The organism is Micromonospora eburnea (assembly GCF_900090225.1).
GTDB classification, from domain to species: Bacteria; Actinomycetota; Actinomycetes; order Mycobacteriales; family Micromonosporaceae; genus Micromonospora; species Micromonospora eburnea.
Genome location: NZ_FMHY01000002.1, coordinates 1,676,919 through 1,688,658 on the forward strand (window position 1 = coordinate 1,676,919; position 11,740 = coordinate 1,688,658).

Genomic DNA, 11,740 nt, shown 5'->3' on the forward strand with positions numbered 1-11,740 from the left:
GGGCCGGTCCGACGTCGGAGGAGCAGACGATGACAACGCAGCGCACGCGGTCGCTCGGGCGCCCGACCCTCGACGCGGTCGCCGCCCGCGCCGGCGTGGGACGCGGCACGGTATCCCGCGTGGTCAACGGCTCACCCCAGGTCAGCCCGGAGGCCCGGGCCGCCGTCCAGGCGGCGATCGCCGAACTGGGGTACGTGCCCAACCGCGCCGCCCGGGCACTGGTGACCCAGCGGACGGACTCCGTGGCACTGGTGGTCTCCGAGTCGGGGGAGCGGGTCTTCACCGAGCCGTTCTTCGCGGCCATCGTCCGGGGCGTCAGCTCGGAGCTGCTGGAGACACCGATGCAGCTCTGGCTGGCCATGGTGCAGTCGCCGCTAGAGCGGGAACGGGTCGAGCACCACCTGACCAACCAGCACGTCGACGGCGTGCTGCTGCTCTCCCTGCACGACGCCGACCCGCTGCCGACCCTGCTGGAGGAGCGTGGCCTGCCCACCGTGCTGGGCGGCCGGCCGGCCCGGATGCTGCACCCGGACGCCCAGCCCGCCTGGTTCGTCGACATGGACAATGTCGGCGGTGCCCGGCAGGCGGTCGAGCATCTCTTCGCGCAGGGGCGGCGGCGGATCGCCACCATCGCCGGCACCCAGGACATGGGCGCCGGCCTGGCCCGGCTGACCGGCTACAAGGAGGCCGTCCGGGCCGCGGGCGGCGACGTGAATCCGGACCTGATCGCGTACGGCGACTTCAGCGAGGGTGCCGGTGCCGCCTGCATGCGACAGCTGCTGGAGACCTGCCCCGACCTCGACGCCGTCTTCGTCGCCTCCGACCCGATGGCCTTCGGCGCCCTGCGTACGCTGCGGGAGGCTGGCCGCCGGGTGCCCGAGGACGTGGCGGTGATCGGCTTCGACGACGCCCCCATCGCCCGGCAGGCCGAGCCGCCGCTGACCACCGTCTTCCAGCCGGTGGAGGAGATGGGCCGCCAGATGGCCCGCCTTCTGGTCTCCCGCATCCGCGGCGACGAGGTTTCCAACCCGCAACTCGTCCTCGACACCGAGCTGGTCCACCGCGCCTCCGCCTGACCCCACCCCGTCGCGTCGATCATGGGGTTGTTGTCGCCGACCCACCGCTGGTTCCAGGGCGACAACCTCATGATCAACCGCTGCGCCGGGCGGGTCAGGACCAGCGGCGGAGTTCGCGCTTGGCCAGGGACGACCGGTGGACCTCGTCGGGGCCGTCGGCCAGGCGGAGGGTGCGGGCCTGGGCCCAGAGGGCGGCCAGCGGGGTGTCCTGGCTGACGCCGGCTCCGCCGTACCCCTGGATGGCCTTGTCGATCACCCACTCCGCCATCGCCGGCGTGGCGATCTTGATGGCCTGGATCTCGGTGTGCGCGCCCTTGTTACCGACGGTGTCCATCAACCAGGCGGTCTTGAGCACCAGCAACCGGGCCTGCTCGATGCGCACCCGCGATTCGGCGATCCACTCGCGTACCACGCCCTGCTCGGCGAGCGGCCGGCCGAACGCGACCCGGTCCAGCGCCCGCCGGCAGAGCAGCTCCAGGGCCCGCTCGGCCATCCCGATCAGCCGCATGCAGTGGTGGATCCGCCCCGGGCCGAGCCGGGCCTGGGCGATCGCGAAGCCGCTTCCCTCGGTGCCGACCAGGTTCTCCGCCGGCACCCGGACGCCGGTGAACTCGATCTCGGCGTGCCCGCCGTGTGGGGCGTCGGAGTAGCCGAAGACGGTCAGGCCCCGGCGTACCGTGACGCCCGGGGTGTCCCGGGGGACCAGGATCATGCTCTGCTGGCGGTGCCGCTCGGCGTCCGGGTCGGTCTTGCCCATCACGATGAAGATCTCGCAGCGCGGGTCCATCGCCCCGGACGACCACCACTTGCGGCCGTCGATCACGTACGAGTCGCCGTCGCGGGTGATCCGGGTGGCGATGTTGGTGGCGTCGGAGGAGGCCACATCCGGCTCGGTCATGCAGAAGGCGGAGCGGATCTCGCCCGCCAGCAGGGGCTTGAGCCAGCGGTCCCGCTGCGCGGCGGAGCCGAACTCGGCGAGCAGCTCCATGTTGCCGGTGTCCGGGGCGGCGCAGTTCAGCGCCTCCGGCGCCAGATGCGGACTGCGCCCGGTCAGCTCGGCGAGCGGGGCGTACTGGAGGTTGGTCAGTCCGGCGCCGTAGCGGGGGTCGGGAAGGAACAGGTTCCACAGGCCACGCGAACGGGCCTCGGCCTTCAACTCGTCCAGCACCGGCGGCCGGGCCCACGGGTCGCCGGCGGCGGCCACCTGCTCGGCGTGCACCGGTTCGGCCGGATACACGCACTCGGCGAGGAAGGCCCCCAGCCGGTCGCGCAGCTCGACCGTCCGGGCGTCGTACGCGAAGTCCATCAGTTCTCCCTGACCGCGTGCAGACCGTGCTCGACCAGCGGCGCCACCAGCTCGCCGATCCGGTCGAAGCCCCCGCCGAGCGTCTGCCCGAGGGTGTGTCGGTAGTGGATGCCCTCACAGATCACCGCGAGCTTGAAGCAGCCGAGCGCCACGTGCCAGTGCAGCGGGCCGACGTCGACGTCGCCGTGGCCCGCGTACCGGTCGATCAGCTCGGCTCCGGCGGGGAAGCCGGCCCGTGGGCCGAGACCGTCGGCGACCGGGTTGCCCTCCGCCGCGTCGCTGTCGCCCAGCACGTCCCAGTAGGTCAGCAGCAGCCCGAGGTCGGCGAGCGGGTCGCCGAGGGTGGCCATCTCCCAGTCGAGCACCGCCCGGACGGCGACCGGGCCGACCGCGGCGAGGAGGTTGTCCAGCCGGTAGTCGCCGTGCACGATTCGCCCGGCGTTCGCGCCCTCCGGCACGCTGCCGGCGAGCGCGTCGCGCAGCTCGTCGATGCCGGGCAGCGGGCGGCTGCGGGACCGGTCGAGCTGGCCGGCCCAGCGGCGTACCTGCCGCGCCAGGTAGCCGTCGGGGCGGCCGAAGTCGGCCAGCCCGACCGCGGCCGGCTCGACCGTGTGCAGTGCGGCGAGGGTGTCCATCATCGCCAGGGCCAGGTCGCGCCGCTGCCCGTCGGTGAGCCGGTCGGTCTGCGACCGGCTCCGGTAGACGACGCCGTCGACCTTCTCCATCAGATAGAACGGGGCGCCGATCACCTCGTCGTCGGGGCAGAACAGCAGCGCGCCGGGAACCGGCACCTCGGTGGGCGCCAGCGCGGAGATCACCCGGTGCTCGCGGGCCATGTCGTGCGCGGTGGCCAGCACGTGCCCGAGCGGCGGCCGGCGCAGCACCACCTCGCGGTCGCCGCCACGCAACAGGTACGTCAGGTTGGACCTGCCCCCGGTGACCAGCCGCGCCGAGAGGGGGCCGGTGACCAGCTCGGGCAGGTGCGTGGACAGGTAGGCGGCGAGCCGGTCGAGGTCGAGCCCACGGGGAGCCGGCCCGGTCGGGTTCCGCGCTGGATCGACGGCCGGATCGGTCATCCGGTTAGTTGATGGCAGCTCACCTTCCTTGTCAAGGCTGGAGTTTCCCGATGGGACATGCCGCTGCAACAGGGGCGAAATGGCCAGCCGGCAGGCTGGTGCCCAGCCTGCCGGCCACCGCCCGGCCGGCCCGCCGCAGCGAAGGGATCGGACATGTTGCTGAGAGTTCGGGTGACCCTGCCGGACCGACCCGGCACGCTCGGCCAGGTGGCCCGGACACTCGGCGTGGCCGGCGCCGACATCGTCCAGGTGGTGGTGCTGGAGCGGCTCGGCGGCCGGGCGGTGGACGACTTCACCGTGGTGTGGCCGGGCGCCGCCCGGATGGAACGGCTGCTGGCCGGCCTGGCCGCCGTCCCCGGCGTACGGGTGGACGGGGTGTGGCGGGCGATCGGCACGCCCACCACCTCGGGCCAGGACGCCGAACTGCTCGCCCAGATCGCCGCGAACCCGGCCGACGGGGTGGCCACCCTGGTCGACGCGGTGCCCGGGCTGCTCGCCGCGGACTGGGCGGTGGCCGCGGTCGTACCCCTGGACTGGGCCTCCCGAGCCGGCGCGGGCGCGCCCACCGTCGGGCACGCGAGCTGGCGGGCCCCGGTCCCGCCCCGGCTGCCGGAGGTGACCCCGCTGCGGGCCCGGGCGAGGACCGGCCCGGACGGGCACCACTACGCGGTCGCGCCGTTCGGCCGCGCCGGCCTGGTGCTGGTGGTGGCGCGGGACCACACCGAGCCCCTCACGGCCGCCGCGTTCCACTCCATCGAGGTGGACCGGCTCGCGCAGCTCGTCCGGGCGAGCGCGGTGATTCTCGGCGACCGGCTGGACCTGGTCGGCGCACCACCCGTGACCACCATCACCTGACCTGTCGCGCCGTTTCACCCGCGGGCAACGGCCGCGCAACACGCGGCCGGCAGGGTGATCACCGGGGAAGGGAGCGAACCATGGCGCTGTGGCGGATTCGGGCCACCGTGGACGACCGACCGGGCTACCTGTCGGTGCTCACCGCGAGTCTCGCGTTGCGCGGGATCAACATTCTCACCGTGCAGGTGCACACCACCGAGGTGGGAGCGGTCGACGACTTCCTCGTCGACGCGCCCGACCAGCTCACCGAGGCGGACCTGCGGGCTGCCGTCGAGCGGGGCCGGGGCCGGGACTGCTGGGTCGCGCGCAGCGAGGCGCGAGGGCTGGCCGACCAGCCCACCCGGGTGCTCGGCCTGGCCACCCGGCTGGTCCGCGACCCGGACGCGGCCGGCGAGGCGCTGCGTGCCCTGCTCGGCGCCGACCCGGTCACCTGGCGGCCGGCGCCGGCCGACCCGCCCGGCGGGGTGGGCGCCACGACCATGCTGCTGGCCGACGCGTCCGGTGGCTCGTACGAGCTGTCCCGGCGGGAGCCGACCTTCACCCCGGCCGAGTACGCCCGCGCCCAGGCCCTGATCGAGCTGGCCGGGGCCGTGATCCGGCGGGACGCCGACCGGGTCACCCTGGTGCTGCCCGACGCGGCCGAGGTGCTGGTCCGCTCGGCGACCGTCGACGATCTGCCCAGCGTGGCGCGGCTGCACGAGACCTGCTCGGACCGCAGCCGACGGCGGCGGTACCTGGGCGCGGCGGCCCTGCCGTCGCCGGCCCGGCTGCGCCGGCTGCTGGAGCCGGAACGGGGGCTCACCCTGGTCGCCACGGCCGGCCCCGGGGCGGCGGAACCCGTCGTGGCGATGGGCAACCTGCTCGGCGAGGGGGACGAGGCGGAGGTGGCGCTGCTGGTCCGCGACGACTGGCAGCGGCGGGGCCTCGGCTCGGCCCTGCTGCGGCGACTGCTCGGGCATGCCGACCGGGCCGGTTACGCCGCCGTGCTGCTGCACGTGGAGGCCGAGAACACGCCGATGCTGCGCACCGTACGCCGGTTGGGCCGGCCGGCGTCGGTGCAGCGGGACGGCACACTGCTGACCGTGGCGGTGCCGCTGGACGCCCAGCGGGCCGGGCTGCCCCGGCAGGCCGGCCCGACCGGTCGGTCGGGCCGGTCGGACTGACCCGACGGCCGGGTGCCGGCGCGGCCCGTACCGCAACGGCGCGGTGCGGGGACCGGCACACGGCCGGTACCGGCGCCGGGGCGAACCGGCGTCGCCTGGGCCGGCCCCCGGTGCGGGGGACGGTCACCCGGCAGGGCCCCCGGTGCGGGGGCCCTGCCGGGGCCGGGCCGCCGGGTGGGTCAGGTCGCCGGGTAGCTGCTGTAGTCGGGGAAGTTGCCGTAGAGCCGGCCGTCCCCGCCCACGGTGACCGCCTGCACCAGCAGGTCCCCGCCGACGAAGGCACCCTTCCAGGACGCGCCCCGGCCGCCGAACGGCTCCTCCCGGTCGCCCCGGGAGCGCGGCTTGTTGATGCCCACCTTGAACGCCTGGAGGTCGACCGCGAGCTTCCCGGCCAGTTCCTCGTCGTCGCAGGCGAGGGAGGCGACCAGCGCGCCGTTGGAGGCGTTCATCTGGGCCAACAGCTCGTCGGTGGTGTCCACCACGACGATGGTGTCGACCGGGCCGAACGGCTCGGCGTGCATCAGCCGGGACCGGCCGGGTGGGGCGAGCAGCACCGCCGGCGCCACGTACGCCGAGGTGTCCTGCCCGTCGAGGAAGGGCGCGTCGTCCAGCTTGCCCCGGTGCAGCGGCACCGCGCCGCCGCGTACCGCCTCGTCGACCTTGCGGCGCAGCTCTTCGGCCTTGGCCGCGCTGATCAGCGGCCCGAAGTCCAGCTCGGGCAGCGGGTCGCCGGCCTGCCAGGTCTCGTCCACCGCGAGTGGATGGCCGAATCGGACCGATCGGACCACCGGCAGGTACATGTCCAGGAACTCGTCGACCAGGTCCCGCTGGACCACGAACCGCGGGTACGCGGTGCAGCGCTGCTTGCCGTACTCGAAGCCCTTCTTCAGGTGGGTGGCGAGCAGGTCCCACTGGGAGAAGTTCCAGATGCCCCAGGCGTTGAGCCCCTCCTGCTCGATGAAGTGCCGCTTGTCGGAGTCGAGCAGCGCCGCGGCCACCTTGCCGCCGTTGGAGCGGCCGCCGACGAACGCCACCGCGCCGATTTCCGGGGCGCGTACCAGCACCTCGGACAGTTCCTCGCCGCCGCCGGAGAGCAGGGTGGCGGGCAGCCCGGCGCGGCGCAGCAGCGCGTGTGCCACGGTGAGGCAGACCGCGCCGCCCTGGGACGGGGTCTTGGCGATCACCGCGTTGCCGGCGAGCAACTGCACCAGTTCGGCGTGCACCAGCACGCTCATCGGGTAGTTCCAGGAGGCGATGTTGCTGACCGGGCCGGGCAGCGGCTCGCGGCCGTCGGCCAGCATCCGGTCGATCTCCTGCACGTACCAGCGCACGCCGTCCAGGGCGCGGTCGACGTCGGCGCAGGCCAGCCGCCACGGCTTGCCGATCTCCCAGACCAGCAGCATGGCGAGCAGGTCGCGGTGGGCGGTGAGCGCGTCGAGGGCCGCGCCGACCCGGGCCTTGCGCTCGGCGAGCGGGGTACGCGCCCAGTCGGCGTGCGCGGCGGCGGCGTGGGCGACGGCCGCCCGCGCCGCGTCGGCGTCGAGTCGGGCCAGGTGCACGAGCACGGTGTTGTCGATCGGGGTACGGGCCGGGGTCGGCGCGCCGACCGCCCGCCACTCGCCCTCGATCAGGTTGTGCAGGACGGCGCCGCCGTCGGGCGCGGTGCCGAAGGCCTCCGGCGCGGCGGCCACCGCGCGGGCGAGGGTGTCGGACCAGGAGGTGCCGTCGGCGATTCTGAGAGCCATCGCGATCTCCTCAGGGTTGACCAGGGAGCGGCGGCGTCGATGGCACCGCTGGTGTCGCGTACTGTCCCGCGTGGCCGAGCGCGCGGGCAACCGTACGCTCGTATGCCAGGACGGCCGGTCCATCGATTGGCGTCGGCCGTGTACGTCCCCTACGCCTCCGAGCTGGGCGTCCGTTTGGAGTCAATCGAGGTTGTTCGATCATGTGATCCGCCTCGGGGTGGCGCGGGCCGGCCCCGGATACGCGAACCGGCCGCCGGATCGAGGTCCGGCGGCCGGTCATGGCTGGCGAGTGGGATCAGCTGGTGAAGGTGATCTTGTCCCGCCGGCGCCGCAGCACCATCAGCGCAACGCCACCGCCGATGAGGACGAGGCCGGTGAGCGCGATGCCGGTCACCGCCACGCCGGTCACCGGCAGGCCGCCGCCGTTGTCGCCGCCGACAGAGGAGGACGGCAACGGGGTGTCGCTGGACTCACCCGGGGTCGGGGTCTCCTCGCCCGGGTTCGACGGCGTCGGGGTGGGAGTCTCCTCGCCCGGGTTCGACGGCGTCGGGGTGGGAGTCTCCTCGCCCGGGTTCGACGGCGTCGGGGTGGGAGTCTCCTCGCCCGGGTTCGACGGCGTCGGGGTCGGGGTCTCCCCGCCCGGGTTCGACGGGCTCGGCGACGGCGACCCGCCGGGCTTGGCGGCGCAGGTGTGGGTCAGGTTGAAGAAGTTCTGGGGCGTCGACCCCTGAACGGTCGACTCGCCGGTCTCAAGCTTCCAGCCGGCCGGCGTCGCGAACCAGACCTTCTTGGCGCCGTTGTCGGTCGTGTAGTGACCGTCGGTGAGCGTCTTGAAGGTGTCGGCGGTGCCGTCGTTGTTGGTGTCCCAGCCGATCTTCAGCGCGTCGATGCTCTTGACGCTGTTGCCCGGCCAGACGAAGACCCAGACGTCCTCGCCCGCCTGCTGGGTCGTCTTGCCCGTGCACTTGCCGAAACCCTGGTTGTATCCGTTGTTCGACGCCAGGATGTGCTGGTTGGCCTGGTGCAGGACGGGATGGGTGATTGAAGCTGCCCAGGCCGGAGTGGCAAGGGCGAGGCAGGCCGTGGCGGCGGCTGCGGTGAAGCCCGCACGCGCGACGCGCCGACGCTGTGGCATAAAGGATCCTCCGAAATCGTAAAAGGGGGGACGGTACATGATCCCATGGCGTACCTCCGCAGGCGACATCGGTCGATCGGATCGAGCTGGGACACCTGTCGTGTAACGCGGGAGACGAACGGGCCGGGTCAATTTCGTGGCGTGCCGGGTCTGACGGCGAATGGCGCTGCGACGTCGGCTCGGGGGGAGAGGTTCGTCTTCCCAAACGGGTGGCATCGACATTACATTGTCGGCTATCCATGGGAGCGCTCCCGCGCCTCGTGGTCCACCCACCACCACCCGCCGCCGGCAGGCCCCGACCACCCGACGACGCTCCGTCGGCCGGGCCGCCGTGCGACGCCACCCACAGGAGTTCGCCATGCCCCGTCCGATCCCGCCACCCGGTGGCCGGTCCCGGCTGCGCCGGCTGCTGGCCGCCGGCGCAGCCCTGGCCGTCGGCCTCGGCGCCGGTGTCGCCGTCGCCGTAACCGGCCCGTCCCCGGCCTCGGCCGCGCCCACCTTCAACTACGCCGAGGCGTTGCAGAAGTCGCTGCTGTTCTACGAGGCGCAGCAGTCCGGCAAGAAACCCACCTGGAACCGGGTCTCCTGGCGGGGCGACTCGGCGCTCACCGACGGCGCCAACGTCGGGCTCGACCTCACCGGCGGCTGGTACGACGCCGGCGACCACGTGAAGTTCGGTTTCCCGATGGCGTTCAGCGCCACGATGCTGGCCTGGGGCGCGGTCGAGTACCGGGCCGGCTACACCGCCTCCGGTCAGCTCCCGCACCTGCTCAACAACCTGCGCTGGGTCAACGACTACTTCGTCAAAGCCCACCCGTCGCCGAACGTCCTCTACGGACAGATCGGTAAGGGCGACGACGACCACAAGTGGTGGGGGCCGGCCGAGGTGCTGCCGATGGCGCGGCCCGCGTACAAGATCGACGCGAGCTGCGGTGGCGCGGACCTGGCGGGGGAGACGGCGGCGGCGATGGCCGCCTCGTCGATGGTGTTCCGCCCGACCGACGCCGCCTACGCCGACAAGCTGCTCGGGCACGCGAAGCAGCTCTACACCTTCGCCGACACGGTGCGGAAGAACTACCACGAGTGCATCACCGACGCGACCAACTTCTACAAGTCCTGGAGCGGTTACCAGGACGAGCTGGTCTGGGGCGCGATCTGGCTCTACCGGGCCACCGGCGACGCCACCTACCTCGCCAAGGCGGAGAGCGAGTACGACAAGCTCGGCACCGAGCCGCAGAGCACCCTGCGGTCCTACAAGTGGACCATCGCCTGGGACAACAAGCAGTTCGGCGCGTACGTGCTGCTGGCCAACCTGACCGGCAAGCAGAAGTACGTGGACGACGCCAATCGCTGGCTCGACTGGTGGACCGTCGGCGTCAACGGCTCGAAGGTGAACTACTCGCCGGGCGGGATGGCGGTCCTCGACTCCTGGGGTGCGCTGCGGTACGCCGCCAACACCGCCTTCGCCGCGCTGGTGTACAGCGACAAGACCACCGACGCCACCCGCAAGGCCCGTTACCACGACTTCGCGGTCCGGCAGATCAACTACGCGCTCGGTGACAACCCGCGCAACTCCAGCTACGTGATCGGCTTCGGGAACAACTCCCCGAAGAACCCGCACCACCGCACGGCGCACGGCTCCTGGTGGGACAGCATGACCGTGCCCACCGAGACCCGGCACGTCCTCTATGGCGCGCTGGTCGGCGGCCCCTCCTCGGCCAACGACGCGTACACCGACAGCCGGTCCGACTACGTGATGAACGAGGTCGCCACCGACTACAACGCCGGCTTCACCTCGGCCCTCGTGCGGCTGACCAACGAGTACGGCGGCAACCCGCTCAGCGGCTTCCCGGTCGCCGAGCAGCCGGACGTGGACGAGCTGACCGTGGAGACCACGGTGATGCAGGCCGAGACCCGGGCCACCGGGCTCAAGGTGATGATCTACAACAAGTCGGCCTTCCCGGCCCGGGCGCTGACCACCGCCAAGTTCCGCTACTACTTCCGCCCGGACGGCACCGGCCCGGTCCAGGTCACCCCCGGCTACACCCAGGGCTGCCCGTCGCCGACCACGGCCAAGCAGTACAGCGGCGACATCTGGTACGTCGAGGTCGACTGCACCGGTTACACCATCGCCCCCGCCGGGCAGTCGCAGCACCGGATGGAGGTCCAGTTCAAGGTCGGCGTGCCCGAGGGCGGCACCTGGGACCCGACCAACGACCCGTCGTACCAGACCACCGCCGGCCCGAACCGCAAGGTGCCGCTCTACCAGGACGGCGTACGGGTCTGGGGTGACGAGCCCACGCCGGGCACCTCGGACACCATCCCGCCCACCGTGCCCGGCACCCCGGTCGCGTCCGGGCTCACCGCCAACTCCGTCACGCTGAGCTGGACCGCCTCCACCGACACCGGCGGCAGCGGCCTGGCCGGCTACGACGTCAGCCAGGAGACGGTCGGCAGCGACGTGGTGGTCAAGTACCCGACCAGCACCAACACGCTGACCGTCGGCTCGCTCCAGCCGGCCCGCACCTACCGGTTCCGGGTGAGCGCCCGCGACAACGCCGGCAACCAGTCGGCGTCCTCGCCCGCGGTGGAGGTGACCACCCCGTCCGGCAGCGGCTCGGACACCACCCCGCCGACGGCGCCCGGCACCCCGACCGCCTCGGCGATCGGGCCGAACGGGTTCACCCTCGCCTGGGGGCCGGCCACCGACAACGTCGGCGTCACCGGCTACCGCGTCTACCGGCAGACCTTCCCCACCGACACCCTGGTCACCACGGTCACCGGCACCACGTACGCCGTCACCGGGCTGACGCCCGCCACCAGCTACACGTACTACGTGGTCGCGGTGGACGCCGCCGGAAACGCGTCGACCCCGTCGGCGACCGTCACGGTGACCACGGCGCCGGCCCAGCCCACCGCGCCGTGTCGGATCGACTACGTGACGAACGACTGGGACAGCGGGTTCACCGCGAACATCACGCTCACCAACACCGGCACGACCGCGATCAACAGTTGGACGGTCGCGTTCACCTTCCCGAACACCGGGCAGAAGGTGGGGCAGGGCTGGTCGGCCAACTTCACCCAGACCGGCACCGCGGTCACCGCGACGAACCTGTCGTACAACGGGACGCTGGCGCCGGGGGCGTCGACCGGCTTCGGCTTCAACGGCACCCACACCGGCGCCAACCCGAAGCCGACCTCCTTCACCCTCAACGGCACCGCCTGCACCGTCTCCTGACGTAGGCCCGGGTCGTGGCCGGTCACCGCGGAGCGGTGACCGGCCACGATGTCGTCGACGGCCGACCCGCCCGGGCCCCGGACATCGACGGTCTTGTGTCCACGTCCACGTGATCTCTATACTGCTTCAAAATTTCCACGATCATC

General features: G+C 72.7%; 8 protein-coding genes. 4 read left to right on the forward strand and 4 right to left on the reverse strand.

Going from position 1 to position 11,740, the window contains the following annotated elements; translation table 11 throughout:
- Positions 1 to 29 precede the first annotated feature (29 nt).
- A complete protein-coding gene (locus GA0070604_RS07930; RefSeq protein ID WP_091116635.1) occupies positions 30 to 1,076 on the forward strand; it encodes a LacI family DNA-binding transcriptional regulator in 1,047 nt (348 codons plus the stop codon).
- 94 nt (positions 1,077 to 1,170) lie between these two features.
- Here GA0070604_RS07930 and GA0070604_RS07935 read toward each other — a convergent pair whose 3' ends face one another.
- Positions 1,171 to 2,382: an acyl-CoA dehydrogenase family protein gene (locus tag GA0070604_RS07935; protein ID WP_091116638.1), complete on the reverse strand. Its 1,212-nt coding sequence runs from the start codon at positions 2,380 to 2,382 to the stop codon at positions 1,171 to 1,173.
- On the reverse strand, positions 2,382 to 3,458 hold the full coding sequence (locus tag GA0070604_RS07940) for a phosphotransferase family protein (RefSeq protein ID WP_091116642.1): 1,077 nt from the start codon (positions 3,456 to 3,458) through the stop codon (positions 2,382 to 2,384). Before GA0070604_RS07940 ends, GA0070604_RS07935 begins: the two co-directional genes overlap by 1 nt.
- 153 nt (positions 3,459 to 3,611) lie before the next feature.
- Here GA0070604_RS07940 and GA0070604_RS07945 point away from each other — a divergent pair, with 153 nt between their 5' ends.
- Positions 3,612 to 4,313 (forward strand): ACT domain-containing protein, encoded by a 702-nt coding sequence (locus GA0070604_RS07945; protein WP_091116646.1) that lies wholly within the window; start codon positions 3,612 to 3,614, stop codon positions 4,311 to 4,313.
- A gap of 80 nt (positions 4,314 to 4,393) precedes the next feature.
- The gene (locus tag GA0070604_RS07950) at positions 4,394 to 5,476 is read left to right on the forward strand and encodes a GNAT family N-acetyltransferase (protein WP_091116649.1); all 1,083 of its coding nucleotides are present in this window, start codon (positions 4,394 to 4,396) and stop codon (positions 5,474 to 5,476) included.
- A 179-nt stretch (positions 5,477 to 5,655) separates the two neighbouring features.
- Here the strand turns inward: GA0070604_RS07950 and GA0070604_RS07955 are convergent, their stop codons facing one another.
- Together GA0070604_RS07955 and GA0070604_RS33875 are read right to left on the reverse strand one after the other, a co-directional pair.
- Positions 5,656 to 7,221, reverse strand: a complete 1,566-nt coding sequence (locus tag GA0070604_RS07955; protein ID WP_091116652.1) for an aldehyde dehydrogenase family protein — start codon at positions 7,219 to 7,221, stop codon at positions 5,656 to 5,658.
- Positions 7,222 to 7,516: 295 nt separating this feature from the next.
- Positions 7,517 to 8,356, reverse strand: a complete 840-nt coding sequence (locus GA0070604_RS33875; protein ID WP_091116656.1) for a hypothetical protein — start codon at positions 8,354 to 8,356, stop codon at positions 7,517 to 7,519.
- Positions 8,357 to 8,714: 358 nt separating this feature from the next.
- On the opposite strand from GA0070604_RS33875, the gene GA0070604_RS07965 reads away from it, so the two are divergent.
- Entirely contained in the window at positions 8,715 to 11,594 is a 2,880-nt protein-coding gene (locus tag GA0070604_RS07965) for a glycoside hydrolase family 9 protein (protein ID WP_091116659.1), read from the forward strand.
- The last annotated feature ends 146 nt before the right edge of the window (positions 11,595 to 11,740 follow it).

Excerpts from the sequence above, each read along its gene's own strand:
- GA0070604_RS07940 (WP_091116642.1), bottom strand. The coding sequence starts at position 3,458 with ATGACCGATCCGGCCGTCGATCCAGCGCGGAACCCGACCGGGCCGGCT.
- GA0070604_RS07965 (WP_091116659.1), top strand. The coding sequence starts at position 8,715 with ATGCCCCGTCCGATCCCGCCACCCGGTGGCCGGTCCCGGCTGCGCCGG.
- GA0070604_RS33875 (WP_091116656.1), bottom strand. The coding sequence starts at position 8,356 with ATGCCACAGCGTCGGCGCGTCGCGCGTGCGGGCTTCACCGCAGCCGCC.
- GA0070604_RS07950 (WP_091116649.1), top strand. The coding sequence starts at position 4,394 with ATGGCGCTGTGGCGGATTCGGGCCACCGTGGACGACCGACCGGGCTAC.
- GA0070604_RS07945 (WP_091116646.1), top strand. The coding sequence starts at position 3,612 with ATGTTGCTGAGAGTTCGGGTGACCCTGCCGGACCGACCCGGCACGCTC.
- GA0070604_RS07930 (WP_091116635.1), top strand. The coding sequence starts at position 30 with ATGACAACGCAGCGCACGCGGTCGCTCGGGCGCCCGACCCTCGACGCG.
- GA0070604_RS07955 (WP_091116652.1), bottom strand. The coding sequence starts at position 7,221 with ATGGCTCTCAGAATCGCCGACGGCACCTCCTGGTCCGACACCCTCGCC.
- GA0070604_RS07935 (WP_091116638.1), bottom strand. The coding sequence starts at position 2,382 with ATGGACTTCGCGTACGACGCCCGGACGGTCGAGCTGCGCGACCGGCTG.